The sequence below is a fragment of the Kitasatospora sp. NPDC058190 genome (assembly GCF_042883685.1).
In the GTDB taxonomy this organism is placed as follows: domain Bacteria; phylum Actinomycetota; class Actinomycetes; order Streptomycetales; family Streptomycetaceae; genus Kitasatospora.
The window spans coordinates 19856-46559 of the sequence record NZ_JBHVVI010000053.1 but is presented as its reverse complement, the minus strand read 5'-3'; the positions used below and the strand labels follow the sequence as shown (position 1 = coordinate 46559).

Sequence of the window (26704 nt, the reverse complement as noted above, 5' to 3'; positions counted from 1 at the left end):
CTATGACATAGGCACTCCGACCGTCGACGGCTCGGTCACTCGACCGGATCTCGCGGTGGCGACGATGCGACAGGAGCTCGCCGCCATCGCCGACGAGCTGCACTGCACCGCGGTGCGGATCACCGGCGACGATGTCACCAGATTGCGGCTGGCCGCGGAGACGGCCATCGGGCTGGGCCTGGCGGTGTGGATCTCCCCGATGCTGCCGAACGCCGATGAGGCGACGACGCTGGGGGCGATCGCCGCCGCGGCCGAGGTCGCCGGGGACCTCCACCGTGCCGGCGGCGACGTCACGCTGGTCGTCGGCTGCGAGTTGAGCGCCTTCATGGCCGGTCTGGTACCCGGTGCGAACATCGCCGCTCGACTGGCCTCGCTCGCGAACCCGATGGGCTGGCCACCGGAGTTCTTCGCCGCGGGTCCGCCGCCGGACCGGCTCAACCGCCTGCTGGCCACCGCGGTCGCCACAGCGCGACGGCACTTCGCCGGCCCGGTCACCTACGCGGCCGGCATCTGGGAGGACGTCGACTGGACACCGTTCGACATCGTGGCGGTCGACGCCTACCGGGACGCCACCAACGCCACCACCCTCCAAACGGCGCTCGAGTCGCTGCACCAGCACGGAAAGCCGGTGGTCGCGGCCGAGTTCGGCTGCGCCACCTTCACCGGAGCGGCGGATCACGGCAGCCTGGCCTGGACACTGGTCGACCGCTCGAACGGCTCTCGTCGGCCGCGCCCCGGGCTGATCCGCGACGAGGCGGCCCAGGCCCGTGAACTCACCTCGATGCTCGACCTGTTCACCGCCGCGGGGCTGGCCGGCGCGTTCGTCTTCACCTATGTGACCCCCGTCTACCCGGCGGCCGACGACCCGTTGGACGATCTCGACACGGTCGGCTACGGCCTGGTCCGCTCCTGGCCGGACGGGCGCACCACCCCCAAGGCCGCTTTCGCCGCTGTCGCCCGCGCCTACTCACCTCGCACGGGGTGACACGACAAGCGACGGCCTCAGGGCGTGTCCGACAGGCACGCCCTAACCCTCGCGGCTCCGGGGCAGCACGGGCTTGACGTCCAGGATCGGCGTGCCGTCGATGGCCTCCAGGCCGCTCACCCGGATCCGCAGGCCGTCCACCGCGAGGATGGTGACCCGGTGCAGGCCGATGGGGTTGGGGCGGTCGGGTGAGCGGGTGGCGAAGACCCCGGTCTCCGGCCGGGAGTGGTCCCCGCGCGGGTGGACGGCGAGCACCTCGCGGTCGGCCCGGTCGAGCCAGGTCAGCAGCAGCACCTCCTGCCCGGCCGCCAGGTCCCGCAGCCCCCGCTCGACCGAGGGGTCGAACACCAGCCAGGCGTCGGGCCCGCCCTCGTCGCCCTGCTTGGGGGCGCCCGCCCGGTCCGTCAACGGCGACTCCACCCGGCCGATCGCCCGTACCCGGTAGTGCTGCTCCGGCATCACGGCTTCTCCTCTGTTCGGTGTCGGATCCGGCTCCGGCGACCGGCGGCTCATGAGCCGCCGGTCAGCTGCTGCCAGAGGTGCCCAGGATCCTCCACCCAGCGTGTCGTCCATCTGGCGACCATCGCGTTCGCTCGCTCCGGACTCGAAATCCGGCAGACCCCGCCGGGACTTTGTGTCAGAATGACGATATGAGCAAGCAGCATGTGGGGGACCTTGCCGATGTCCGCAACCGCGCGGACCTGGCCGCCCTGATGGCCGCCGGGGCGCGGCCCAAGTGGGTGATGTTCTGGGGGCACACCCAGCGCAAGGGCGGCGGGACCCGGCAGGAGTGCCTGAGCCAGTGGTGGCCCGGGCGGTTCACCGTCGACGGGGTGACGTACGCGTCCGCCGAGCACTGGATGATGGCCGGCAAGGCCCGGATGTTCGGGGACGAGGCCATCGAGCAGCGCGTCCTGGAGGCCCGCACGCCCGCCGAGGCCAAGAAGCTGGGCCGGCTGGTCAAGGGCTTCGACGACCGGAAATGGACGGCGGGCCGGTTCGAGCTGGTCGTCGAGGGCAACGTCGCGAAGTTCAGCCAGGACGAGGCGCTGCGCGACTACCTGCTGGGCACCGGCGCCCGCGTCCTGGTCGAGGCCAGCCCGCTGGACCGGATCTGGGGCATCGGGCTCGCCGCGGACGACATCCGCGCCGAACGGCCGCTGGAGTGGCGGGGGTTGAACCTGCTCGGCTTCGCGCTGATGGAGGCGCGGGCCCGACTGGCGCAGTGAGGCCAGGGCGGCGGTCGCCGCGGAGCGCGACCGGCGCACTTCTCACAACGACCGCCCTCTGCGCGCTCCTTGACACCACTCGGACACGACTGGTCGTGCGCTCTTAACTCCCCCGCCACATAACGACGCCAGGATGTCCCGCAGTCAGGGTCTGGATGGACAGGTTGGGGCGATCATGCGCATGCGGTCGACGGAAGAATCCGCAGGCCAGCCGCTGGAGGGTGAGCAACAGGCTGCCGAACTCCGCGCGGAACTGGATGAGTTACTCCGCGCCAGCCGCTACGCGAGCCAGCGCGAACGGCGGCTGAACGAGGCGATACGCGCGACCCCGGGCCGCCACCGCCCGGACGGGGGCCTGCTGCGGCAACTCGCCCAGGTGCGCACCCTGCGCGAGGGCCTGGGCGCCCGCTGCCTCCAACTCAGCGACCAGCTGGAGGAATTGGAGCTCCGTCTCAGACAGTGGCAGCATTCCCAGGAGGAACCGGAGCCCCAGCCGAGGCCGGCCCCACCACCGCCTCCACCGCCCACCCGGCCCGACCTCGGCGGCATCACCGAGCGGATCACCACCCTCCACCGCGCCGGCGCCTCCACCGAGGCCGAGGAACTGCTGAACCAGGCCGCCGCCCGCCTCGCCCCCGCCGACGCCGCCCTGCTGGTCGGCATGCTCTCCCAGCGCGGCCCGACCGGCGCCTCGCTCCACCTCGCCCGGACGGCCGCCCAAGGCGCCCCCGACCACGCCGTCGCCGTGCTGGCCGAGCTGCGCGAACTGGGACTGGCGGAGGAGGCCGCCGAGCTGTTCCACGCCTTCTGGGCCTACCCGGCGGCCGCCGTCCCCGACCTCCTCGCCGTACTGGAGCGGGCCGGGCAGCACGCCGACGCCGCGACCCTGCTCTGGGAGTGGGGCTCCGCCCCGACCTCCGAGCTGACCTCCCTCGCCGCCTGCCTCCAGCAGCACGGCCGCCCCGCCGACGTCCGCACCTTGCTGCGCCAGGCCGCCGGCCGCCCCACCGCCGACCTCGCCGCCCTCGCCGCCGAGCTGCCCCCCGCGCTCGCCACCCTCCTGCTGAACGAGCTGGCCGCCCTGCGCCCGCCCGTCGAACTGGTCCGCCTGGCCGCGGCCCTGGACGGCACCCCGGACCTCTACGGTCGGCTGCTGGCCGCCCTGCTGGCCGACGGGACCCGCCACCGCACCACCCTCGCCGCCCTCCGCACCGCCGGACTGCCGACCGCCCCGCCCACCACCCCGCGCTCCCGCTGGGGACGGCGGTAGGACGGCGGCAAGGGGAGGAAGCCCGCCGGGGGCCGTCGTCGGCCCCACCGAACAGCAGGGAGCCCCCGCCCGCCCCACCAGGGGCGAACAGGGGCTCCCGAAAAGCCGGACTCAGCAGCCGATGAGGCGCGCGCCCAGGTAGGCCTTCACCTGGTCGAGCGACACGCGCTCCTGCGACATGCTGTCGCGGTCGCGGACGGTCACCGCGTTGTCCTCAAGGGTGTCGAAGTCGACCGTCACGCAGAACGGCGTGCCGATCTCGTCCTGGCGGCGGTAGCGCTTGCCGATCGCACCGGCGTCGTCGAACTCGACGTTCCAGGCGGTGCGCAGGTCGGCGGCCAGGCCGCGGGCCTTCGGGGAGAGGTCGGCGTTGCGGGACAGCGGCAGGACGGCGACCTTGACCGGGGCCAGGCGCGGGTCGAGCCGCATGCCGACGCGCTTCTCCATGACGCCCTTGGCGTTGGGCGCCTCGTCCTCGAAGTAGGCGTCGATCAGGAAGGCCAGCATGGCGCGGTTGAGGCCGGCCGCCGGCTCGATGACGTACGGGAAGTACCGCTCGCCGCTCTCCTGGTCGTAGTACTTGAGGTCCTGGCCGGAGGCCTCGCTGTGCACCCGCAGGTCGTAGTCGGTGCGGTTGGCGACACCCTCCAGCTCGGAGAACTCGCTGCCACCGAAGTTGAAGCGGTACTCGATGTCCACCGTGCGCTTGGCGTAGTGGGACAGCTTCTCCTTCGGGTGCTCGAAGAAGCGCATGTTCTCGGTGCGCAGGCCGAGGTCGACGTACCAGTCCCAGCGCTGCTGGAGCCAGTACTCGTGCCACTGGTCGTCCTCGCCCGGCTTGACGAAGAACTCCATCTCCATCTGCTCGAACTCGCGGGTGCGGAAGATGAAGTTGCCGGGGGTGATCTCGTTGCGGAAGCTCTTGCCGGTCTGGGCGATGCCGAACGGCGGCTTCTTGCGCGACGTGGTCTGGACGGCCTTGAAGTTGGTGAAGATGCCCTGGGCGGTCTCGGGGCGCAGGAAGGCCAGGCCGCTGGCCTCCTCGGTGACACCGAGGTGGGTCTTCAGCATGCCCGAGAAGTCCTTGGGCTCGGTGAACTGGCCCTTGGTGCCACAGTCGGGGCAGTTGACGTCCTTGAGGCCGTTCGGCGGCGGGAAGCCGTGCTTGGCCTCGTACTTCTCCTCCAGGTGGTCGGCCCGGTGGCGCTTGTGGCAGGAGAGGCACTCGGTCAGCGGGTCGTTGAAGGTGGCGACGTGGCCGGAGGCCTCCCACACCTCGCGGGCGAGGATGACCGACGAGTCGAGTCCGACGACGTCCTCACGGGCCTGGACCATCGCACGCCACCACTGGCGCTTGATGTTCTCCTTGAGCTCGACACCCAGCGGTCCGTAGTCCCAGGCGGCACGCGTGCCGCCGTAGATCTCGCTGCAGGGGTAGACGAAGCCACGGCGCTTGCTCAGGCTGACGATCGTGTCGATCTTGTCGGCGGCCACAGTGCTCTCTTCAGTACGTACGGCACGGTCAGGGCACGGCTGGTTGCACGTACCCGAATACCTCAGGTTACCGGCCATATGGGTACGGGGTTCAAATCGGTATCGTCCGCCACCCCCCACCCATCGCCACCTGGCGTTCACCCGTCCGAGTGAGTTGACAATCATTTCCAATTGAGATGAGAATGATTGTCATGATGATCGGACTGCCTCGACGCCGGACCCGCACCTCCATGGCCCTCGCCGCCACCGCCCTCACCGCCTCCCTGGTCCTGACGGCCTGCGGCGGCAGCAGCAGCGCCAAGGGTACGGACGGCAAGCTGAACGTCGTCGCGTCCTTCTACCCGATGGAGTTCCTGGCCCAGCAGATCGGCAAGGACCACGTCTCGGTCACCGACCTCACCGCGCCCGGCGTGGAGCCGCACGACCTGGAGCTCACCGCCAAGCAGGTCGCGAGCGTCCAGAAGGCCGACGCGATCATCTACCTCAAGGGCCTGCAGCCCACCGTCGACCAGGCCGTCGACCAGTCCTCCGGCAAGGCCAGGATCGACGCCACCGCCGCCAGCCCGCTGGTCGACCACCACCTCGACGAGGGCGCCGAGCAAGGCGGCCAGCAGGCCAAGGGCCCGGCCGGCGACCCGCACATCTGGCTCGACCCGGCCCGCTACGCCGCGATCGCCAAGAGCGTCGGCGACGGGTTCGCCAAGGCCGACCCCTCGCACGCCGAGGACTACAAGAAGAACACCGACGAGCTGCTCACCAGGCTCACGACCCTGGACCAGGACTTCAAGAACGGGTTGAAGGACGTCAAGACCAAGACCTTCGTCACCAGCCACGCCGCCTTCGGCTACCTCGCCGACCACTACGGCCTCACCCAGGTCGCCATCAACGGCGTCGACCCGGAGTCCGAGCCCACCCCGGCCCGCCTCGCCGAGGTGCAGAAGGCCGCCAAGGACAACGGCGTCACCACGATCTTCTTCGAGACCCTGGTCAGCCCCAAGCTCGCCGACACCGTCGCCAAGGACCTCGGCCTCAAGACCGCCGTCCTGGACCCGCTGGAGGGCGTCAAGGACCCCTCCAAGGACGACTACCTCACCGTCATGAAGCAGAACCTGGCCAACCTCCAGGCCGCCCTCGGCGCGCCCGCCACCACCCCGGCCGCCACCAGCTGACAGGACGCAGCACCATGACCCACCCGATACCCCCGGCCGTCCGCCTCCGAGACGCCGTCGCCGCCCGCGGCGGCCGGCCGGTGCTGCGCGGCGTCGACCTCACCGTCCAACCCGGCGAGGTCGTCGCCCTGCTCGGCGCCAACGGCTCCGGCAAGTCGACCACCGTCAAGGCCGTGATCGGCTCGGTGCCGCTGGAGCAGGGCACCCTGGAGCTGTTCGGCACCCCGTACGGCTCCTTCCGCGCCTGGCACCGGATCGGGTACGTCCCGCAGCGCACCACCGCCGCCTCCGGCGTCCCGGCGACCGTGCGCGAGGTGGTCTCCACCGGGCGGCTGCCGCAGCACCGGCTGCTCCCCTTCCGCCGCAAGGACCGCGAGGCGGTGGACCGCGCGCTGACCGCCGTCGGCATGCTGGACCGGGCCGGGGACGGCGTGGCCGACCTGTCCGGCGGCCAGCAGCAGCGGGTGCTGATCGCCCGCGCCCTGGTCGGCACCCCCGACCTGCTGATCATGGACGAGCCGATGGCCGGCGTGGACGCCGCCAGCCAGCAGGTGCTGGCCGACACCCTGCGCGCCGAGGTCGCCCGCGGCGCCGCCGTCCTCCTCGTCCTGCACGAACTCGGGCCGCTGGAGCCGCTGATCGACCGCGCCGTGGTGCTGCGGGACGGCTGCGTCGCCCACGACGGCCCGCCCGTGCCCAACACCGGCCTGCACGCCCTGCCCGGCCACGACCACGTCCACCCGCACGCCGACCTCACCCCGCCGAGGCTGCTCGCATGACCGAGATGCTCTCCTACGACTTCATGCAGCGCGCCCTGCTCGCCGCCGTACTGGTCGGGATCACCGCCCCCGCCGTCGGCATCTACCTGGTGCAGCGCCGCCAGGCCCTGATGGGCGACGGCATGGGCCACGTCGCGATGACCGGCGTCGGCCTCGGCTTCATCTTCCAGACCAGCCCGGTCTGGATGGCCGTGCTGGTCTGCGTGCTCGGCGCGGTCACCATGGAACTGGTCCGCTCGCGCGGCAACCAGCGCGGCGACATCGCCCTCGCGATGCTCTTCTACGGCGGCATGGCCTGCGGCAAGCTGCTCGTCTCGCTCTCCGCCCAGGCCGGGGCCGGCTCGCTGGAGAGCTACCTGTGGGGCTCGATCCTCACCGTCGCCCCCGAGGACCTGGCCGCCATCGCGGTGCTCGGCGCGGTGGTCATCGCGGTCACCGTCGGCCTGCGCCGCCAGCTCTTCGCGATCTGCCAGGACGAGGACTTCGCCCGGGTCACCGGCCTGCCGGTGCGCACCCTCAACCTGCTGCTCGCGGTGATGGCCGCGGTCACCGTCACGGTCGCCATGCGGGTGGTCGGGCTGCTGCTGGTCAGCGCGCTGATGGTGGTCCCGGTGGTCGCCGCCCAGCAGCTCACCCGCTCCTTCGCCGCCACCCAGGCCGCCGCCATCGCGCTCGGCGTGGTGGTCTCGCTGGCCGGCGTCACCGGCTCGTACCACCTCAACGTGCCCTCCGGCCCGGCCATCGTGCTGCTCGCCATCGCGGTCTTCGCGGTGTTCAGCGTGATCGCCGCGCCGCTCGCCCGGCGCCGCCACCGCCGGCGCGGCGAGGCCGACCGGGGGCCGACGGTCTGCGACGTCGCCATCCCGGAGCGGATCCCCGGCCGGGGCGCCGACCGGGCCCCGGACGGAATCCCTGGTCAAATCCCCGGCCAAATCCCGGGAAAGACTTCCTCCGACACGGGCACCCCGGAGCGGCGGGCCGGGCTGGCACAATGAGGTGCGAGACGCCCACGACCTCAGGAGGACCCACGGTGACCACCGCAGGCCCGTCGCCGCGCGCCCGATCGACCCGGCAGCGCGCCGCCGTCTCGGCCGCCCTGGACGAGATCGCGGACTTCCGCAGCGCGCAGGAGCTCCACGACCTGCTCAAGCACCGCGGGGACTCCGTCGGTCTGACCACGGTCTACCGCACGCTCCAGTCGCTCGCCGACGCCGGTGAGGTGGACGTGCTGCGCACCGCCGACGGCGAGGCCGTCTACCGCCGGTGCAGCAGCGGACACCACCACCACCTGGTCTGCCGGCACTGCGGCGCCACCGTCGAGGTGGAGGGCCCCGCGGTGGAGCGCTGGGCCAACTCGGTCGCCGCCGAGCACGGGTTCAGCGACATCGCGCACACCCTGGAGATCTTCGGCACCTGCGCGGAGTGCGCGAAGAAGGACTAGCGGCAGCCGTACGAGGGCAGCCCGTACGGACGACGGCGAAGGGCCCGCGGGGGCGATCCCGCGGGCCCTTCGCCGTGCACCGGCACGGTCAGCGCTGGGCGGGCACCCCCGTCGGCCCGTCGACCTCGTTCGGGATCGCCCCGCCGAAGCGGCGGTCGCGCATCGCGAACTGCTCGCAGGCGCGCCACAGGTCGCGGCGGTCGAAGTCCGGCCAGAGCACGTCCTGGAACACGAACTCGGCGTAAGCGGACTGCCAGAGCAGGAAGTTGGAGGTGCGCTGCTCGCCGCTGGGGCGCAGGAACAGGTCCACGTCCGGCATGTCCGGGTGGTACATGTACCTGGCGAGGGTCTTCTCGTTGACCTTCTTCGGGTCCAGCTTCCCGGCCGCGACGTCCTGCGCGATCGCCTGCGCCGCGTCCGCGAGCTCGGCCCGGCCACCGTAGTTGACGCACATGTAGAGCGTCACGGCGTCGTTGCCCTTGGTCTGCTCCTCGGCGACCTGCAGCTCCTGCACGACGCTCTTCCACAGCTTGGGCATCCGGCCGGCCCAGCGGATCCGCACGCCCATCGCGTCCATCTCGTCGCGGCGGCGGCGGATGACGTCCCGGTTGAAGTTCATCAGGAACTTCACCTCGTCGGGCGAGCGCTTCCAGTTCTCGGTGGAGAACGCGTACAGCGAGATGTTCTTGACGCCGAGCTCGATCGCGCCCTTGAGGACGTCCAGCACGACCGACTCGCCGATCTTGTGGCCCTCGGTGCGGGGCAGCCCGCGCTCCTTGGCCCAACGGCCGTTGCCGTCCATCACGATGGCGACGTGGTTCGGGACCAGCTCGCCGGGGAGCTTCGGGGGCTGTGCGCCGCTGGGGTGCGGGGTCGGGGGAACGTAGTCCCGCTGCTTGCCGCCGCCGAAGAGCCGTCGCGCTGCCATGTGCTCACTTCTCCACGTATCTCATCGAGCGGATGCCCCGCTCCAGGTGCCACTGCAGATAGGCCGCGACCAGGCCGCTGCCCTCCCGCCAGTACCGCGGCTCGCAGGCGTCGGCCGTCTGCCAGTCCCCTGACAACAGTGCCCCGAGCAGTACCAGTGTCTCAGGGGAGGGTACGGCACATCCGGGCACTCGGCAGTCCGGGCAGAGCACCCCGCCCGCCGGGAGCGAGAAGAAACGGTTCGGCCCCTCCAGGCCGCACTTGGCGCAGTCCGTGAAGCTCGCGCCGTACCCGTTGACCGCGAGCGAGCGCAGCAGGAAGGCGTCCAGCACCAGGTGCGACTCGTGCAGCCCGGCCGCCAGCGTGCGCAGCCCGCCCACCAGCAGCAGGTACTGCTGCACGGCCGGCTCGCCCTCGTTCTCGGCGAAGCGCTCGGCCGTCTCCAGCATCGCCGTGCCGGCGGTGTAGCGGCCGTAGTCGGTGACGATCGAACCGCCGTACGGGGCGATGGTCTCCACCTGGGTGCACAGCGGCAGCCCGCGCCCGACCAGTTCGCTCCCCCGGCTGAAGAACTGCACGTCCACGTGCGAGAACGGCTCCAGGCGGGCGCCGAACTTGGACTTGGTCTTGCGCACCCCGCGCGCCACCGCCCGCACCTTGCCGTGCTGGCGGGTCAGCAGGGTGATGATCCGATCGGCCTCGCCGAGCTTCTGCGCCCGCAACACGACGCCGTCGTCCCGGAAAAGACTCATGCGGCCCATTCTCCCCCAGCCGCGGGGGCGGCCGGGGCGCCCGGGGCCGGGCAGCCGTGTTGCCCGCACCGGGGGCCGTGGGGGAGGACCACTGCGGTGCGGGTCACGGCGGGCCCGGAGGGGGGTCGGGCCCGTTTGTGGGGGATACGGAAGGTCTTCTCGAAGGGGGCCGGCAGGCCCTACAGGTTCTCGTACGGCGCCCGGGTCGCCGCCTCCAGCAGCTCCGTGACCACGGACTGCGGCAGGTCCAGGCAGCGCCCGACCGCGGCCAGCGCCTCCCGCTCCTGCGGCAGGTAGCGCCCGTCGGCCAGGGCGATCGCGGCGCCCTGCAGCAACAGCCGCTCACGGCCCTGCTGGGCCAGGTGCGGGGCGAGCGGTTCGAGCACCGCGTGCAGTTCCACGGCGAGGCCGCCGGCCATCCCGTGGGCGTCGTAGAGTTCGCCGCCGAGTCCGGACAGCGCGGCGAGCGCGGCCAGCACCTGGGCCTCGCCGCAGTCCTCGAACCCGGCCTCGCGCACCGCCGCGCAGGCGGCCTCGCGGGCCGCCCGGTGGGCGGTGCCGCCGGCCGCGAGCAGGGCCAGCGCGACGGTGTACTGGCCGTCCCGCAGCATCCCGCCGAGGCGCACGCTGGTGGGCTGCTCCAGGGCCTCGACGCCGTACCGACCGTGGCAGCTGGTGCACTGCACGCTGCCGATCACCGACCCGAGCGGGACCACCGGGGCCCCCAGGAGCCGCAGCCACCGCCGACCGTGCTGCCGGCGGTAGTTGCGGTCCCCGCCGCAGCCCGGGCAGAAGAAGTCACCGAGAACGTCGGTCCGCCACCGCGGGCGAACACCCCACAACCTGGTCACGGCGCCACTCCCCAGACATGGCAGGCGGCCTGCACAACTATGGGCAGGTCACGCGACCGGACACCGAGGCCGTCCCACCGACCCGGCTTTCCGGTGGATCGATGTTGCCATGGTTACCGGCACGTGTCAGTACCTCGAACGGCTTCCGGTCCGAAAAAATGTGGCGCAGGACACAACGGGCAACTCGAACGGCGAAGGGCCGCCCCGCGGGACGGCCCTTCGCATACCACCCGTACGAATTAACCGCGCTGCGAGCGGTTGACAGCGCTGATCATCGCCTTCAGCGAGGCCAGCACGGTGTTGCCGTCGATGCCCACACCCCACAGCACCTTGCCGTCCACCGCGCACTCCACGTACGCGGCCGCCTGGGCGTCGCCGCCCTCGCTCAGCGCGTGCTCGGCGTAGTCCAGCACGCGTACGTCCACGCCGATCCGGGCCAGCGCGTCCGCGAAGGCCGAGACCGGGCCGTTGCCGGTGCCGTTCAGGGTCACCGGCGCGCCGTCCACCACGGCCTCGGCGGTCAGCGCGTCCCGGCCGTCCTCGGTGGTCAGGGTGCGCGAGCCGGCCAGCGACAGCCGGCCCCACGGGTTGGCCGGGGTCGGCAGGTACTCGTCCTCGAAGACCCGCCAGATCTCGGCCGGGGTGACCTCGCCGCCCTCGGCGTCGGTCTTGGCCTGGATGATCCGGGAGAACTCGATCTGCATCCGGCGCGGCAGGTCCAGCTTGTGGTCGTTCTTCAGGACGTATGCCACACCGCCCTTGCCGGACTGGCTGTTGACCCGGATGACCGCCTCGTAGGTGCGGCCGACGTCCTTCGGGTCGATCGGCAGGTACGGCACGCCCCAGGTGTGCTCCTCCACCGGCACCCCGGCCGCCCTGGCGTCCGCCTCCAGGGCGTCGAAGCCCTTCTTGATGGCGTCCTGGTGCGAGCCGGAGAAGGAGGTGTACACCAGGTCGCCGGCGTACGGGTGGCGCGGGTGCACCTCCATCTGGTTGCAGTACTCGGCGGTGCGGCGCACCTCGTCGATGTCGGAGAAGTCGATCTGCGGGTCGATGCCCTGCGAGAACAGGTTCATCCCCAGCGTCACCAGGTCGACGTTGCCGGTCCGCTCGCCCTGCCCGAACAGACAGCCCTCGATCCGGTCCGCACCCGCCATGTAGGCCAGCTCGGCGGAGGCGACGGCGGTGCCCCGGTCGTTGTGCGGGTGCACCGACAGGCAGACGAACTCGCGGCGGGACAGGTTGCGCGACATCCACTCGAACTGGTCGGCCTGCACGTTCGGGGTGGCCCGCTCGATGGTGGCCGGCAGGTTCAGGATGATCTCGCGGCCCCCGCCCGGCTGCCAGACGTCCATCACCGCCTCGCAGACCTCCAGCGCGAAGTCCAGCTCGGTGTCCACGAAGATCTCCGGCGAGTACTGGTAGCCGAAGACGGTGTCGTCGCCCAGCAGCTTCTCCGCGTACTCCATCACCAGCCGGGTGCCGTCGACGGCGATCGCCTTGGTGGCCGCCCTGTCGTTGCGGAACACCACCCGGCGGAACAGCGGAGCGGTCGCGTTGTACAGGTGGACGGTCGCCCGCGGGGCGCCGACCAGCGACTCCACGGTCTTCTCGATCAGCTCCTCGCGGGCCTGGGTCAGCACCGAGATGGTGACGTCCTCCGGGATCGCCCCCTCCTCGATCAGCGAGCGCACGAAGGCGTGGTCGGTGGCGCCGGAGGACGGGAAGCCGACCTCGATCTCCTTGTAGCCCATCCGCACCAGCAGGTCGAACATCTTGCGCTTGCGGGCCGGGGACATCGGGTCGATCAGCGCCTGGTTGCCGTCCCGCAGGTCGGTGGAGAGCCAGCGCGGCGCCTTGGTGATCACCTTGCTCGGCCAGCTGCGGTCCGCCAGGTCGACGGTGCCGAACGGCAGGTAGCGCCCGTGGCGCATGCCCGAGGGCCGCTGGCGCACGGAGGCGGCGGTGATCGGCGTGGGCCGGTCGATGAAGGCGGGAGCGGCGGGGACGGACGCGGCGGAGCTCTGCTCGGTCATGGAGGTGACTCTCGGCTTCCTGTGGATGCGTGGTGCGGGGCGGGTCGGGATCAACACCGACTGGCCGGCCTCTGCTGCCGCTCGCGATTCGTCATCGGATCGCCGTTTCCGCGCACAGCTCGTTCCCCGCGGCGAGGGAGCCGGCCCCTGTGGACTACAGGCCCTCGACGCGGCAGCTAAGAAGAAGCAGCCCGTTGCGCATGATGCCCCAGCGTAACCCAGGGCCGCGCGCCCCCGAAGTGATCCGGGCTTCCGTTCCACTCCTTGAGACGCCGACTGGTCATGCCAAGGGTGGTGACAACCGGTCATCGAGGCCTCACCCTGGGCCACATGACCTCATCGGTACCGATCTGCGCGATCGTCCCGCCGTACGTCCTGGACCGCCTCGCCGAGGCCGGTCACGAGCCCGCCGTCCGCTCCCTCGCCCTCGACGCCGCGCACCGCGCGGCCCGCCTGAGCCCTCCCCCGCCGGTCGCCGCCGACCCGGGCCTCGACCGGGTGATCGCCGACTCCGGCCACAGCCAGCGACTGCCCGGCCGCACCGTCCGCACCGAGGGTCAGGCCCCGGTCACCGACACCTCCGTCGACCACGCCTACGACGGCCTCGGCGACACCTTCGCGCTGTACTCCTACGTCTTCGGCCGCGACTCGATCGACGGCCAGGGGCTGCGCCTGGACGCCAGCGTGCACTACGGCCAGAACTACGACAACGCCTTCTGGAACGGCCAGCGGATGGTCTTCGGCGACGGCGACGGCGAGATCTTCGGCGACTTCACCGCCTGCGTCGACGTCATCGGCCACGAACTCACCCACGGTGTCACCCAGTTCACCGCCGGCCTGGAGTACCAGGACCAGCCCGGCGCGCTGAACGAGTCGGTCTCCGACGTCTTCGGCTCGCTGGTCAAGCAGTACGCGCTGCGCCAGAACGCCGCCGACGCCGACTGGTTGATCGGCGCCGGGCTGCTCGCCCCCGGCATCCAGGGCGTGGCGCTGCGCTCGATGAAGGCGCCCGGCACCGCCTACGACGACCCCCGGCTCGGCAAGGACCCGCAGCCCGCGCACATGCGGGACTACGTGCAGACCTCGGAGGACAACGGCGGGGTGCACATCAACTCCGGCATCCCCAACCACGCGTTCTACCTGCTGGCCACCGCCCTCGGCGGCCAGGCCTGGGACCGCGCCGGACGGATCTGGTACGACGCGCTGACCAGCCGCCGACTGCCCACCGACGCCGACTTCACCGCCTTCGCCCGGGCCACCGTGGCCGCCGCCAAGGCCCGTTATCCCGACCAGTCCTCGATCGCGGACACCGTCACGGCGGCCTGGGCGCAGGTGGGGGTCAGCCCGGGCTGACCGACGGCTGAGACGGGCTCAAGGTCACGGTCCGGGAAAAGTGCCGCAAAAGCCTTCCCTGCGTAGCACCATGGACACCATGCACATCCAGGTGACCCGGACCGGCGGCCTCGCCGGAATCGTCCGCCACGCGGAGCTCGACACCGCCGAGCGCGTGGACGCCCCGCACGTCCACGCACTCGCCCGCGAGGCCGTCGCGGGCGGGCTGCGCGCCCCCTCGTACGGGGTTCCGGACGGCTTCCACTACGAGATCACCGTCGACAGCCGGACGGTGTACTGCGCCGACCCCAAGCTCACCGACTCGCAGCGCGAGCTGGTGTCGCTGGTGCTGCGCGAGGGGGCGTAGCACCGGCGGCAGGGCCGCTCAGATCCAGGCGTCCAGCGCGGCCAGGAAGCCCTCGTGGTCGTCCCGGTGGGGGTTGTGCCCGGCGCCGGGGACGGTCCGCACCTCGAAGCCGCGGGCGCGCAGCGTCCCGGCCTGCTCGGCGCCCACCAGGGCGCTGCCGTCCGCCAGCACCACCAGCGAGGGCACCGCGGCGGTGGTGGGCAGGTCCGACCGCTGGTCGACCAGAGCCAGCGCCGTGTCCGGGTCCCAGTGGGCCAGGCCCGCGAGTTTGGCCTCGACGTCGGCGGCCTCCCAGCGCGGATTCCGCGCGACGATCCACTCCCGGGTGGCCTGCTTCTCCGCCACCCACTCCTTCGGATCCAACCCCGCCTGCCAGAGCCGCCAGCCCGGGTCCACGTACACCGCGCGGGCCGGCTTCAGCCGCTCGACGGCGCCGACCAGGGCGATCCCGCCCAGCGAGTGGCCGATCGCCAGCTCCGGCCCGGCCGACAGGGTCTCCAGCAGGTCCTCGGCGTAGGCCTCCAGCGGGTAGCGCTCCGCCGGGCTCGCCCCGGTGCCGCGCGGGCTCAGCCCGTGCCCGCGCAGGTCGACGGCGAGCACCCGGTAGCCCCGCTCGGCCAGCTCCGGGCCGAGCCGCAGCCAGCTGCGGTGGTCGGAGGTCATGCCGTGCACCAGCACGGCCGTCCGGTCCCCGCCGCCCCACTCGTGGGTGTGCAACTTCATCGCGCCGTCCCCCTTCTGACGTTTCGTATCGGACCGGCAACGGCGAAGGCCCGCCCGGACGCACAACGTCCGGACGGGCCTTCGATCTTCCCGTTCGCGCCGAACTCCCCTGTCAGAAGCCGAGCTTGCGCAGCTGCTTGGGGTCGCGCTGCCAGTCCTTGGCCACCTTGACGTGCAGGTCCAGGTAGACCGGCGTGCCGAGCAGCGCCTCGATGTGCTTGCGGGCGGTGCTGCCGACGTGCTTGAGCCGGGAGCCCTTGGCGCCGATCACGATCGCCTTCTGGCTCTGCCGCTCGATGTAGACGTTGGCGTGGATGTCCAGCAGCGGGCGGTCCGCCGGGCGGCCCTCGCGCGGCAGCATCTCCTCGACCACGACGGCCAGCGAGTGCGGCAGTTCGTCCCGCACGCCCTCCAGGGCGGCCTCGCGGATCAGCTCGGCGACCATGATCTGCTCGGGCTCGTCGGTGAGGTCGCCCTCCGGGTAGAGCTGGTCGCCCTCCGGCAGCAGCTTGGTGAGCAGGTCGGCGGCCAGCTCGACCTGCTTGTCACCGACCGCGGAGACCGGGATGATCTCGGCCCACTCGAAGCCCAGCTCGATGCCGAGCTGCTGGACCGCGATGAGCTGCTCGGCCAGGCGCTTGGAGTCGACCAGGTCGGTCTTGGTGACGATGGCGACCTTCGGGGTCTTCTTGATCCCGGCGATCTCCTTGGCGATGAACTTGTCGCCGGGGCCGATCTTCTGGTCGGCGGGCAGGCAGAAGCCGATCACGTCGACCTCGGCCCAGGTGGTGCGCACCAGGTCGTTGAGGCGTTCGCCGAGCAGGGTGCGCGGCTTGTGCAGACCGGGGGTGTCGACCAGCACGAGCTGGGCGTCCGGGCGGTGCACGATGCCGCGCACGGTGTGCCGGGTGGTCTGCGGGCGGTCGGAGGTGATCGCGACCTTCGTCCCCACCAGGGCGTTGGTCAGGGTCGACTTGCCCGCGTTGGGGCGGCCGACGAAGCACGCGAACCCGGAGCGGTACGAGGAGGAAGGGGCATTCATGGGCTCCATTCTCCCTGATCACCGGAGCCGTGCCGTCCAGGGCCGGTCCTCACCCCGCGCTCAGCCCTTCTTGTCGCCCCGCCCGATCAGCGAGAACACCACCAGCAGCACCAGGAAGCCGATCGAGCCCCAGAGCCAGGCCGGCGAGTCGGTCTCCTGCCATTTGCCCATCCCCATCACGAACAGCAGCAGTCCGGCGATGAACGCCAACGCCCCCATGCCCCAGCCCCTCACCGAGTCCACTCCCCCGGTGAGATTATCGGCTGAGCACATGGGGGCAGCGCCCACGGTACGAGCTGCCGAGGGGCCTCAGCGGGCCTCGGCCGACACCCGCAGCGTCCCGTCCGGACCGGCCAGCAGCACCGGCGTCCCGGCCCCGCCCAGGTCCCGTACGGCGGCCAGGTCGACCTCGGCCGGCTGCTCGGCCTCACTCACCACGGCGGCCGCCTCCAGCGACTTCGCGCCGCTGGCCACCGCCATCGCCACCGCCGTCTGCAGGGCGCTCAGCTTCAGCGACTCCAGCGCGACCGTCCCGGCCACGTAGGTGCGGCCGGTCTCGTCACGCACCGCGGCCCCCTCGGCCACGCCGTTGCGGGCGCGGGCCGAGCGGGCCAGGGTGATGATCTTCTTGTCTTCGGGGTCGAGCTCGACGATGTCACTCATGCCGCCGAGCATAGGTGCCCGCTCACCCGCCCCGAGCCGCCCCCCGAAGGCGAGCGGGCGAGCCCCCGCCCCGAGCCCCCCCCTTGAGGCGAGCGGGCGAGTCACAGCATCAGTGGCCGACCGGGTGGGTCCGCCCCGGGTTGGGGTTCATGATCTTGACGAAGGTCTTCGGCCCGGAGGGCTGCGGCTCCTCGTGTTCGATCCGCTTGCGCCAGAACGGGTTGTCGTGCGGCAGGTGACTGCTCACCCGGCCGTACATCCCGAAGGTGGTCACGACGACCCCGAAGATGAACGCGAACAGCACGTTCGACATCCGGAAGTTGAGGATGTTCGCCTCCGGCCGTCCGAGCACCGTCAGTCCGTAGAAGCCGGACAGGACGAACAGCACACCGACCACCATGTTGAGGTTGGACGCGAAGTTCCCACCGATGATCGCCCCGACCACGAGGATCGCGCCCACCACGATGGACAGGATGCTCAGCGCGCCGTTGGTCGACAGTCCGGCGATCCGGTCGCCGTGGGTGTCCAGGAAGCCCAGGTGGTGAGTCAGCCCCAGGACCCCGAACACGATCAGGAAGATCCCCCCGAGTGCCGCCCCGACCCGCCACACCAGGGCGAGCCGGCGGTCGACGGTCGGCAGTTCGTCTTGCAGCTTCATGGCGACCTCCAGAGCTCGCCGAGAGCCGAGTGGCTCGGCCTAGCTGTAGGGATGGCTCCCCTGCATGTGCGGTGTCTCGTGCATGTAGAGCGAACCGCACTGCTGGCAACAGCGCAGCCCGGTACCCCACTCCTGCTCCGGCCGCGTCTCCGCGTCGTCGGGCATGGTGCGGCCGCAGAGCGCCGTCGACAGGTCCTCGTCCCGCACCACGTGCCAGGACTTGACCCCGCCGGCCGCCCCCTGCGGGCCGTACTCCGCCCGGAGTTTGTGCGTCATGCCCTCCATGGTCGCTCGGCGGCCCCCGACCCGCTACTCGCCCGCGGCGTCCTCGGCCCCGGCCGCCCCGCGCACGGGCGAGGCGACCATCGAGCCGATCCGGTTGCGCCGGCCCGCCGAGGACTCGGCGGTCAGCAGGATCCCGGCCAGCCCGGTCTCCTCCGGCTCGGGCAGCGGGATCTCGCAGGAGGAACCGGGGATCGGCACCCGGCCGAGGTGCTTGGCCAGCAGACCGCCGACGGTCTCGACGTCCTCGTCCTCCAGCTCGATGCCGAACAGCTCGCCCAGGTCCTCCACCAGCAGGCGGGCGGTGATCCGGTACGAGCCGTCGCCGAGGTCCTCGATCGGCGCGATCTCCCGGTCGTACTCGTCGGTGATCTCGCCGACGATCTCCTCCAGGATGTCCTCGATGGTGACCAGGCCGGCCGTGCCGCCGTACTCGTCGATCACGATCGCGACGTGCGAGCGGCGCTGCTGCATCTCGCGCAGCAGGTCGCCGGCCGGCTTGGAGTCCGGCACGAAGACGGCCGGGCGCATCACCGCGCCGACCTCCTCGGCCTCCGCCTCGCGGTTGATGTGGGTGCGGCGCACCAGGTCCTTGAGGTAGACGATGCCGACCACGTCGTCCTCGTTGTCGCCGACCACCGGGATCCGCGAGAAGCCCGAGCGCAGCGCCAGGGTGAGCGCCTGGCGGACGGTCTTGTGCCGCTCGATCATCACCAGGTCGGTGCGCGGCACCATCACCTCGCGCACGATGGTGTCGCCCAGCTCGAAGACCGAGTGCACCATCCGGCGCTCCTCGTCCTCGATCAGGTCGTCCTTCTCGGCGAGGTCGACCAGGGCCCGCAGCTCCGCCTCGGAGGCGAACGGGCCCTCCCGGTAGCCCTTGCCCGGGGTCAGCGCGTTGCCGAGCAGGATCAGCAGCCGCGGGATCGGGCCGAGCACCGCGGCCAGCGGCAGCAGCACGAAGGAGGCGGCGGTCGTGGTGGAGATCGGGTGCTGGCGCCCGATCGTGCGCGGCGAGACGCCCACCGCGACGAAGGACACCAGCACCATCACGCCGAAGGCCAGCAGCACGGCCTGCCAGGTCGGGTGGAGGTTGCGCACGCACACCGCGGTGACCAGGACGGCCGCCGCCATCTCGCTGGCCACCCGGATCAGGGTCGCCAGGTTGAGGTAGCGGATCGGGTCGGAGGCGACGGTCAGCAGCCGCGCGGAGCCGCGCCGCCCGTTCCGTACCGCCTCCTCCGCCCGGAACCGGGAGACCCGGGAGATGCCCGCCTCGGCGCACGCGGCCAACCAGCCGAGCACGACCAGCGCCACGGCGCCGAGGATGAAGCTCGTACTCTCACCACTCACAGGGGTTCGGGCTCCGCGCTCAGTGGGTGGTGGGAGCCGGCGAGATGCCGCCGAGACCGCGGCCCGCCCGCCAGTCGTCCAGGATGCGCTTCTGGAGGGCGAACATCTCCTCCTCTTCCTCCGGCTCCTCGTGGTCGTAGCCGAGGACGTGCAGCACCCCGTGGACGGTGAGCAACTGCAGCTCCTCGTCCATCGAGTGCTTGGAGGGGGCCGCCTTGCCCTGCTGCTCGGCGACCTCGGGGCAGAGCACGATGTCGCCGAGCAGGCCCTGCGGCAGCTCCTCGCCCTCCTTGCCGGGACGCAGCTCGTCCATCGGGAACGACATCACGTCGGTCGGGCCGGGCAGGTCCATCCACTGGATGTGCAGCTCCTCCATCGCCGCACCGTCCACCAGGATCACGGACAGTTCGGACTGCGGGTGGATCCGCATCTTGTCCAGGGCGAAGCGGGCGACGTCGAGGATGGCTTCCTCATCGGCGTCCCAGCCGGACTCGTTGGCGATGTCGATCGACATGACGGGCTGTGTGCTCAGCTTTCGGTGCGATGGGACTGTCGGGGTGCGCGCGCCGCGGTCGTCTTACCGAGGCGCCGCTGGGCGGGCTTGCGGGCGACCGGGGCGTTGTCCTCGGCCTCCTGCTGGGCGTCCCAGCGCTCGTAGGCGTCCACGATCCGGCCGACCAGCTTGTGGCGGACCACGTCGGTGCTGGTGAGGACGGAGAAGTGGATGTCCGGCACGTCGGCCAGGATCTCCTGGACGACCTTGAGACCGCTACGGGTGCCACTCGGGAGGTCGATCTGGGTGGTGTCGCCGGTGACCACCACCCGGGAGTTGAACCCGAGGCGGGTGAGGAACATCTTGATCTGCTCGGGCGAGGTGTTCTGGGCCTCGTCGAGGATGATGAAGGCGTCGTTGAGGGTCCGACCGCGCATGTAGGCGAGCGGCGCGACCTCGATGGTGCCGGACGCCATCAGGCGTGGGATCGAGTCCGGGTCGATCATGTCGTGCAGCGCGTCGTACAGCGGGCGCAGGTACGGGTCGATCTTCTCGTAGAGGGTGCCGGGCAGGAAGCCCAGCCGCTCGCCCGCCTCGACCGCCGGACGGGTCAGGATGATCCGGTTGACGTCCTTGGCCTGCAGGGCCTGGACGGCCTTGGCCATCGCCAGGTAGGTCTTGCCGGTGCCGGCCGGGCCGAGGCCGAAGGTGATGGTGTGCTTGTCGATCGCGTCGACGTAGCGCTGCTGGTTGAGGGTCTTGGGGCGGATCGTGCGGCCGCGGTTGGACAGGATGTTCGCGGTGAACACCTGCGACGGGGCCGGGGAGTCCGGGTCCTGTTCCTGGCTGCGGAGCATGGCGATCGAGCGCTCCACGGCGTCCTCCGTCAGGGGCTGGCCGGTGCGCAGCACCAGCATCATCTCGCTGAAGAGCTTCTGCACGAGGGCGACCTCGGCGCGGGCCCCGGTGGCGGTCACCTCGTTGCCGCGGACGTGGATGTCGGCGGCGGGGAAGCCCTGCTCGATCACGCGCAGCAGCGAATCCGCCGTGCCGAGCAGGGTGACCATCGGGTGCTTCTCGGGGATGACGATCCGGGCGCTCACGCGGCCGTCGTCGGCCGGTTCGGGGCGCGACTGTCCGTCGGTACGGGTCTGCGATGTGTCACTCATAGGTCGGCGCTGGGGCCTGCCTCATCCCATCCGTGGTGTCGTGTGCCGCTCGGTCTCTCCGGGGCACCAGGGTACGCCGCGAGCGTGATCGCTGCGGCGGGCGGCGGGGCCGCACCCGCACGATGCTGCGGCAGATCGGGGGACGACGCGACCGCTTTTCCGATGCGGTCGCGCACCGTTCACGGGTGGCGGCGGGCCGGAACGGGCACCCGGGCGAGGTCGGCGGCCAGCACCAGCTCCCCGTCGAAGTGCTTGCGGGCGTCGGCCAGGTGCTGGCCGAGGTCCGGGTAGCGCTGGGAGAAGTGGGTCAGCACCAGGGTGCGCACCCCCGCCTCGGCGGCGGCCTTGGCGGCCTGACCGGCGGTGAGGTGGCCGTGGTCCTCGGCGAGGTGGGCGTCGGCGTCGGTGAAGGTGGCCTCGACCACCAGCAGGTCGGCGCCCTCGGCGAGCCGGTACACACCGTCGCAGAGCCGGGTGTCCATCACGAAGGCGAACTTCTGGCCGGGCCTGGGCTCGCTGACCTGGTCCAGGGTGACGGTGCGGCCGTCCACCTCGATCGCGCCCTCGTGCTGCAGCCGGCCCACCGCCGGGCCGAAGACGCCGAGCTCGGCGAGCCGTTCGGGCACCAGGCGACGGCCGTCCGGCTCGGACAGCCGGTAGCCGAAGGACTCCACGGGGTGGTCGAGGCGGATCGCGTCCAGCGCGAAGCGGGCGCCGGGGGCGGGCAGCGGGCCCGGCTCGTCGATCGGCCGGGGCCGCAGCACGGCCGTCTCGTGGTAGGCGGTGGCGTGCCGCAGCCGCTCGAAGTAGACCTCGCCGGACGCCGGGAAGTAGACGTCCACCGGGTGCGGGACGCGGTCAAGGTTGATCCGCTGGATCACCCCGGCGAGGCCCAGGCAGTGGTCGCCGTGGAAGTGGGTCACGGCGATCCGGGTGATCTGGGTGGCCGAGACCCCGGCGTGCAGCATCTGCCGCTGGGTGCCCTCGCCGGGGTCGAAGAGCAGGCCCTCGCCGTCCCAGCGGAGCAGGTAGCCGTTGTGGTTGCGGTGCCGGGTGGGCACCTGGCTGGCGGTGCCGAGGACGACGAGTTCGCGCTGGGACACGTAGGTCAGACCATGCTCTCGGTCATGCTCTTGCCGCCCAGCACGTGGACGTGGGCGTGGAAGATCGTCTGCCCGGCGCCCGCACCGGTGTTGAAGATCAGCCGGTAGTCCGTGAGGCCCTCGTCCCTGGCCACCGCGCCCGCCTCGGCGAGCAGTTCGCCGGCGATCTCCGGCTCGGCGGCGGCCAACTCGGCGGCGTTCGAGTAGTGGACGTGCGGGATGACCAGGACGTGCACGGGGGCCTTGGGGGCGATGTCGCGGAAGGCGAGGGTGCGCTCGGTCTTGCGCACCACGGTCGCCGGGATCTCGCCCGCCACGATCTTGCAGAACAGGCAGTCGGGCTGCGGCTCGCCGGCCATCGGCTTCTCCTCGGGTTCGTCGTGGATCACGGTTTCACGGGCCGTACGGGCGCAGCCTAGCCGAGCCGCCCGACCGCCTGCTCGTACTCCTGCAGGTGCTTCCAGCGCACCGAGCGCATGCCGACGACGTCCCCCTCGGACACGTCGAAGTCCTCGGAGATGAGGACCACCGCCAGGAAGACGAAGCCGAGCAGCCAACGCCTCGTCAGCCGCCACATGTTGGGGCGCATGACGCGCTTGCGGCGCACCACCCGCATGGCCAGGATCCCCTTGCCCACGCTGAAGCCGGTGAGCCGGGCGAGCACCACCTGGTTGAGGAAGGAGGTGATCAGGCCGACGCCCAGGAACGCCACCCAGAACGGCACCACCGAGCTCTGCACGGCGGCGTGGCCGACCGCGTGCACGACGGGCTTCGCGTGCTTCGCGGTGTTGTCGTCGGCGACGGCGGCGGCGAAGCCGGCGCCGAGGGCGAGGACGAAGTCGAGCACGATCGCCAGGAACCGCCGCCCGGCGAACGCCTCCTCGGGGCACGGCGGGAGCGTGGGCTGCGCCTGCGGGTAGGGGCTCGCCGCGTACGGCTGCTGCTGGTACTGCTGTTGGTACTGCGGCGGGTACGGCTGTTGCTGGGCCGGATACGGCTGCTGCCCGTACGGGCTCTGCGCGTACGGGTTGGGCCCGTAGCCGTTCTGCGGCGGCTGCGGCTGCCCGTAGCCGTTCTGCGGGTACTGCGGCGGCGGATAGCCCTGCGCCATGTGCTCCCCCGTGAGCTGTCGACCAAGATCCCGATCAAGGACAGCCCCGCATCCTACCCAGGCCCCGGCGCGGGAGGTCGGCCCTCCCGCGCTGTGACTCGCCCACTCGCGCTGCGACTCGCCCACTCGCGCTGTGACTCACCCACTCCCCTCCGGGGCGCGCCGGCCGCCTACGCCCAGGGCAGCGGCGGCCCCGTACGGGCCGGGGCCCCGGCCAGCGCCGCGAGGGCGATCCGCACGCCCTCGGCCAGCTGCGGGTCCTCGCCGGCCGCCCAGTGGTGCGGGGCGATCGGCACCTCGACGTCCGGGTCGACGCCGTGGTTCTCCAGGCCCCAGCCGTAGTTCTCCAGCCACATCGCGTACTTGGGCTGGGTGACCAGGGTGCCGTCGACCAGCTGGTACCTGCTGTCGATGCCGATCACCCCGCCCCAGGTGCGGGTGCCGACCACCGGGCCGATCCCGAGCGCCTGGATGGCGGCGTTGACGATGTCGCCGTCCGAACCGGACAGCTCGTTGGCGAGCGCGACCACCGGCCCGCGCGGGGCGTCCATCGGGTAGGGCACCCGGTTGTCGGTGTCCCGGATCGCGTACCAGCCGATGATCCGCCGGGCCAGCTTCTCTATCACCAGTTGCGAGGTGTGGCCGCCGCGGTTCTCCCGGACGTCCACGATCAGGCCCTCCTTGGCCATCTCGGTGGTCAGGTCGCGGTGCAGCTGCGCCCAGCCGGCCGTCTGCATGTCGGGGATGTGCAGGTAGCCGAGCCGGCCGCCGGAGAGTTCCCGCACCTCGGCCCGCCGCCCGGCCACCCAGTCGTGGTAGCGCAGCGCCGCCTCGTCGGCGAGCGGGACGACCACGGGGTGGCGCCGGTCGGTGCCGTCCTTGCCGGTCACGGTCAGTTCGACCGGCTGCCCGGCGGTGCCGGCCAGCAGCGGGGCCGGGCCGGTGACCGGGTCCACCGGGCGGCCGTTGACGGCGAGCACCGCGTCGCCCGGGCGGATCGCGGCGCCGGGCGCGGCCAGCGGTGAACGGGCCCTGGGGTCGGAGGACTCGCCGGGCAGGATCCGGGCGATCCGCCACTGGTCGCCGTCCTTCACCAGGTCGGCGCCGAGCAGGCCCTGGCGCCGGGCCGGCTCGGTGTAGCGGCCGTACGGGACGACGTAGGCGTGCGAGGTGCCGAGTTCGCCGTGCACCTCCCAGAGCAGGTCGACCAGTTCGTCGTGCGAGCCGACCCGCTCGACCAGCGGCCGGTAGCGGTCCAGGATCCCCGCCCAGTCCACGCCGCCGAGGTCGGGGCGCCAGAAGTTGTCCCGCATCAGCCGGCCGTTCTCGGCGTACATCTGCCGCCACTCGGCGGCCGGGTCGACGGTCACCCGCAGCCGGGAGAGGTCGACGGTGGTCTCGTCGTCCTCGCCGCCCGCCTTGTGGTCGGCCGGGACGATCCGCAGCTCGTCCTCGTCCAGCACGGCCACCCGGGTGCCGTCCCCGCTGACCACGAACCCGTCGACGCCGTGCACCAGTTGCTCGGCGCGGCGCTTGCGCAGGTCGAAGCGCTCCAGCACCGGGCGGGGCCGCTCGTCGTCCAGGGAGGCCGCCTCGTCGCCGAGTTCGCCGAGCAGCGGCGCCCTGGTCCACAGCACCCCGTCCTTGGCGGCGCGCAGCGCGTGGAACCGGCCGCCCTCGACCGGGAACGGGACGATCCGATCGGCGATGCCGTCCAGGTCCACCCTGGTGGCCGGCGCGGCCTCGGCCGCGCCCTGCCCACCGTCCGCCTTGCGCGACCCGGGCTCGTCCTCCTCCCCGCCGAGCGGCCGCCCGGCCCGCTGCGGCCCGAACGGGGACGGCGTGTCGGCGGCCAGCGTGATCAGGTACGGGCGGCAGCCGTTCGGGAAGGACAGGTCGAAGGCGTGCGCGTCGTAGACCGGGTCGAAGTCGCGCACCGACAGGAAGGCCAGGTAGCGGCCGTCCGCGGTGAAGGCGGGCGAGGTGTCGACGAACCGCTGCTGGGTGACCTCGCTGACGGTGCGGGTGGCCAGGTCCGCCAGCACGATCTGGCGCAGCGAGTACGGGCCCATCCGGTGCACCGGGCGGGACCAGGCCAGCCAGGCCGAGTCCGGGCTGAACGCCAGCCCGCCGACCTCGCCGTCGGTGCTGCGCTCCAGCTCGTGCACGGCGCCGTCGGCCAGCGCCACCAGCAGCACCCGGCCGTCGTGCACGCCGAGCGCGGCCTGCTTGCCGTCCGGGGAGACCACCAGCGAGTTGACCCGGCCGAGCTGCCCGGCGGCCAGCCGGCGCCGCTCGGCGCCGTGGACGGCGGGGGCGTACTCCAAGGCGTCCTCGCCCTCCGCGTCGGACACCCACAGCACGCCCTGGCCGCCGTCCTCGCCCGGCACCACCCGGGCCAGCCGCGCGCGCACGCCCGGGGTCTCGTCCAGCACCCGGGCCGGGCCCTCCCGGTGGGTCAGCCAGTGCACGCTGCCGCGCACCACCACCGCGCCGGCCCGACCGGTGCGGTCGGGGGAGACGGACTCCAGCCAGTGCGCGGTGTGCACCGGGCGGGGGCGGCGGCCGGTGCGCGGGCCGGCCAGCCGGATGTCCAGGCGGCGCGGCTCGGCGGTGTCCAGGTCGTCCAGCAGCCAGAGGTCGCCGGCCCGGTGGAGGACGACCCTGGTGCCGTCGGTGGTGGCGTTGCGGGCGTAGAAGCCGTCCGGGTCACCGGTGTGGCGGCGCAGGTCGGAGCCGTCCGGGCGGCTGGACCACAGCTCGCCGACGCCCTCGTGGTCGGACAGGAAGGCGATCCGACTGCCGTGCGGGGAGCCGGCCACCCACAGCGGGGAGTCGAGCTGCCCGTCCAACTCCTCGTGCACGCGCCTGAATTCGTCCTGCCCGAGCCACAACTTGCCGGCCCGGCCACCTCGGTAGCGCTTCCACCAGGCCGGCTCGCGGTTGTTGACGGTGACCAGCAGCACGCGGTCCCCGTCCGGCTCGAAGGCGAGCCCGCCGACCGGCCCGTACGGCAGCCGCACCGGCTCACCGCCGTCCAGCGGCACCGCGTGCGCCCAGCAGCGCCGCACGCCGGACTCGCCCGCGCCGGTGGTGGCGATCGGACGCCCGTCGGCGGTCCAGCCCTGCACCCGGGTCTCGGCGTTGCCCCAGTACGTCAGCCGCCGGGACGGACCGCCGTCCACCGGCACCACGTGCACCTCGGGGGCGCCGTCCCGGGTGGAGGAGAAGGCGATGTGCCGCCCGTCCGGCGAGAACCGGGGGTGGTGCACCGGCAGGTGATCGGCCGTCAGCCGCCAGGCCCGCCCGCCGTCCAGCGGGGCCAGCCAGACGTCGTCCTCGGCGACGAAGGTGACCAGGTCACCGTGCAGATGGGGATGGCGCAGATAGGCGCCCGCGGAGGTGCTCAGGGAGTCCGTCACCCGGTCAGCGTAAGCAGGCACGGGTACGAGCCGCTCCGTTTTCCCGAGACTCC

28 protein-coding genes are annotated in these 26704 nt (G+C 72.0%); 9 read left to right on the top strand and 19 right to left on the bottom strand.

Annotation, left to right across the window (positions count from 1 at the left end; genetic code table 11):
• The first annotated feature begins 64 nt into the window (after positions 1-64).
• A complete protein-coding gene (locus ACFVWU_RS23750; RefSeq protein WP_387624346.1) occupies positions 65-985 on the top strand; it encodes a hypothetical protein in 921 nt (306 codons plus the stop codon).
• A gap of 42 nt (positions 986-1027) precedes the next feature.
• On the opposite strand, the gene tsaA is transcribed toward ACFVWU_RS23750, so the two are convergent.
• The gene (gene tsaA, locus ACFVWU_RS23745; RefSeq protein ID WP_387624343.1) at positions 1028-1444 is read right to left on the bottom strand and encodes a tRNA (N6-threonylcarbamoyladenosine(37)-N6)-methyltransferase TrmO; all 417 of its coding nucleotides are present in this window, start codon (positions 1442-1444) and stop codon (positions 1028-1030) included.
• 191 nt (positions 1445-1635) lie between these two features.
• Here tsaA and ACFVWU_RS23740 point away from each other — a divergent pair, with 191 nt between their 5' ends.
• Together ACFVWU_RS23740 and ACFVWU_RS23735 are read left to right on the top strand one after the other, a co-directional pair.
• Positions 1636-2214, top strand: coding sequence for an NADAR family protein (locus tag ACFVWU_RS23740; protein WP_387624341.1), 579 nt, complete (start codon positions 1636-1638; stop codon positions 2212-2214).
• Positions 2215-2395: 181 nt separating this feature from the next.
• Positions 2396-3484, top strand: a complete 1089-nt coding sequence (locus ACFVWU_RS23735; protein ID WP_387624339.1) for a hypothetical protein — start codon at positions 2396-2398, stop codon at positions 3482-3484.
• 111 nt (positions 3485-3595) lie between these two features.
• On the opposite strand, the gene ACFVWU_RS23730 is transcribed toward ACFVWU_RS23735, so the two are convergent.
• Positions 3596-4978 carry a glycine--tRNA ligase gene (locus ACFVWU_RS23730; protein ID WP_387624336.1) on the bottom strand — a complete coding sequence of 461 codons (1383 nt, stop codon included), beginning with the start codon at positions 4976-4978 and terminating at the stop codon, positions 3596-3598.
• A gap of 191 nt (positions 4979-5169) precedes the next feature.
• On the opposite strand from ACFVWU_RS23730, the gene ACFVWU_RS23725 reads away from it, so the two are divergent.
• Genes ACFVWU_RS23725 through ACFVWU_RS23710 form a run of 4 tightly spaced genes read left to right on the top strand, consistent with a single transcriptional unit; the run spans position 5170 to position 8367 of the window.
• The gene (locus ACFVWU_RS23725) at positions 5170-6147 is read left to right on the top strand and encodes a metal ABC transporter substrate-binding protein (RefSeq protein WP_387624334.1); all 978 of its coding nucleotides are present in this window, start codon (positions 5170-5172) and stop codon (positions 6145-6147) included.
• A 14-nt stretch (positions 6148-6161) separates the two neighbouring features.
• Complete coding sequence (locus ACFVWU_RS23720) at positions 6162-6926, top strand: metal ABC transporter ATP-binding protein (protein ID WP_387624331.1); 765 nt, start codon at positions 6162-6164, stop codon at positions 6924-6926.
• Positions 6923-7921, top strand: a complete 999-nt coding sequence (locus ACFVWU_RS23715) for a metal ABC transporter permease (protein WP_387624328.1) — start codon at positions 6923-6925, stop codon at positions 7919-7921. Before ACFVWU_RS23720 ends, ACFVWU_RS23715 begins: the two co-directional genes overlap by 4 nt.
• Before the next feature lie 35 nt (positions 7922-7956).
• Positions 7957-8367 carry a Fur family transcriptional regulator gene (locus tag ACFVWU_RS23710; RefSeq protein WP_380613739.1) on the top strand — a complete coding sequence of 137 codons (411 nt, stop codon included), beginning with the start codon at positions 7957-7959 and terminating at the stop codon, positions 8365-8367.
• 88 nt (positions 8368-8455) lie between these two features.
• Here the strand turns inward: ACFVWU_RS23710 and ACFVWU_RS23705 are convergent, their stop codons facing one another.
• From ACFVWU_RS23705 to leuA, 4 genes are all read right to left on the bottom strand, one after another.
• Positions 8456-9295: an isoprenyl transferase gene (locus ACFVWU_RS23705; RefSeq protein WP_387624325.1), complete on the bottom strand. Its 840-nt coding sequence runs from the start codon at positions 9293-9295 to the stop codon at positions 8456-8458.
• A 4-nt stretch (positions 9296-9299) separates the two neighbouring features.
• Positions 9300-10046: a DNA repair protein RecO gene (gene recO, locus ACFVWU_RS23700; protein ID WP_387624323.1), complete on the bottom strand. Its 747-nt coding sequence runs from the start codon at positions 10044-10046 to the stop codon at positions 9300-9302.
• Between the two features lie 179 nt (positions 10047-10225).
• A complete protein-coding gene (locus ACFVWU_RS23695) occupies positions 10226-10897 on the bottom strand; it encodes a TerB family tellurite resistance protein (RefSeq protein WP_387624320.1) in 672 nt (223 codons plus the stop codon).
• Positions 10898-11136: 239 nt separating this feature from the next.
• Positions 11137-12933, bottom strand: a complete 1797-nt coding sequence (gene leuA / locus ACFVWU_RS23690; protein WP_387624317.1) for a 2-isopropylmalate synthase — start codon at positions 12931-12933, stop codon at positions 11137-11139.
• Between the two features lie 330 nt (positions 12934-13263).
• Between leuA and ACFVWU_RS23685 the strand changes: the two genes are divergently transcribed.
• Complete coding sequence (locus ACFVWU_RS23685; protein WP_387624315.1) at positions 13264-14286, top strand: M4 family metallopeptidase; 1023 nt, start codon at positions 13264-13266, stop codon at positions 14284-14286.
• A gap of 79 nt (positions 14287-14365) precedes the next feature.
• Positions 14366-14632, top strand: coding sequence for a protealysin inhibitor emfourin (locus ACFVWU_RS23680; RefSeq protein WP_387624313.1), 267 nt, complete (start codon positions 14366-14368; stop codon positions 14630-14632).
• 18 nt (positions 14633-14650) lie between these two features.
• Here ACFVWU_RS23680 and ACFVWU_RS23675 read toward each other — a convergent pair whose 3' ends face one another.
• The 13 genes from ACFVWU_RS23675 to ACFVWU_RS23615 all read right to left on the bottom strand — a co-directional run bounded on the left by ACFVWU_RS23675 (position 14651) and on the right by ACFVWU_RS23615 (position 26651).
• Positions 14651-15355: an alpha/beta fold hydrolase gene (locus ACFVWU_RS23675; protein ID WP_387624310.1), complete on the bottom strand. Its 705-nt coding sequence runs from the start codon at positions 15353-15355 to the stop codon at positions 14651-14653.
• 112 nt (positions 15356-15467) lie between these two features.
• Positions 15468-16397, bottom strand: coding sequence for a GTPase Era (era, locus tag ACFVWU_RS23670; protein ID WP_387624308.1), 930 nt, complete (start codon positions 16395-16397; stop codon positions 15468-15470).
• A gap of 60 nt (positions 16398-16457) precedes the next feature.
• Positions 16458-16616, bottom strand: a complete 159-nt coding sequence (locus ACFVWU_RS23665; RefSeq protein ID WP_387624305.1) for a hypothetical protein — start codon at positions 16614-16616, stop codon at positions 16458-16460.
• Between the two features lie 90 nt (positions 16617-16706).
• Positions 16707-17060, bottom strand: a complete 354-nt coding sequence (locus ACFVWU_RS23660) for a cytidine deaminase (RefSeq protein ID WP_387624303.1) — start codon at positions 17058-17060, stop codon at positions 16707-16709.
• A gap of 109 nt (positions 17061-17169) precedes the next feature.
• Positions 17170-17718, bottom strand: coding sequence for a DUF4383 domain-containing protein (locus tag ACFVWU_RS23655; protein ID WP_387624300.1), 549 nt, complete (start codon positions 17716-17718; stop codon positions 17170-17172).
• A gap of 39 nt (positions 17719-17757) precedes the next feature.
• Positions 17758-17994: a hypothetical protein gene (locus ACFVWU_RS23650; protein WP_350629678.1), complete on the bottom strand. Its 237-nt coding sequence runs from the start codon at positions 17992-17994 to the stop codon at positions 17758-17760.
• 33 nt (positions 17995-18027) lie between these two features.
• Positions 18028-19353, bottom strand: a complete 1326-nt coding sequence (locus ACFVWU_RS23645; RefSeq protein WP_387624297.1) for a hemolysin family protein — start codon at positions 19351-19353, stop codon at positions 18028-18030.
• Positions 19354-19372: 19 nt separating this feature from the next.
• Positions 19373-19867: an rRNA maturation RNase YbeY gene (ybeY, locus tag ACFVWU_RS23640; protein WP_030061268.1), complete on the bottom strand. Its 495-nt coding sequence runs from the start codon at positions 19865-19867 to the stop codon at positions 19373-19375.
• 14 nt (positions 19868-19881) lie between these two features.
• Positions 19882-20913 (bottom strand): PhoH family protein, encoded by a 1032-nt coding sequence (locus ACFVWU_RS23635; RefSeq protein WP_387624395.1) that lies wholly within the window; start codon positions 20911-20913, stop codon positions 19882-19884.
• Positions 20914-21194: 281 nt separating this feature from the next.
• Complete coding sequence (locus ACFVWU_RS23630) at positions 21195-22118, bottom strand: ribonuclease Z (protein WP_387624293.1); 924 nt, start codon at positions 22116-22118, stop codon at positions 21195-21197.
• Positions 22119-22123: 5 nt separating this feature from the next.
• Entirely contained in the window at positions 22124-22477 is a 354-nt protein-coding gene (locus ACFVWU_RS23625) for a histidine triad nucleotide-binding protein (protein WP_387624392.1), read from the bottom strand.
• Between the two features lie 56 nt (positions 22478-22533).
• Positions 22534-23229: an RDD family protein gene (locus ACFVWU_RS23620; protein WP_387624290.1), complete on the bottom strand. Its 696-nt coding sequence runs from the start codon at positions 23227-23229 to the stop codon at positions 22534-22536.
• 170 nt (positions 23230-23399) lie between these two features.
• Positions 23400-26651, bottom strand: coding sequence for a S41 family peptidase (locus ACFVWU_RS23615; protein WP_387624287.1), 3252 nt, complete (start codon positions 26649-26651; stop codon positions 23400-23402).
• Positions 26652-26704: the final 53 nt, after the last annotated feature.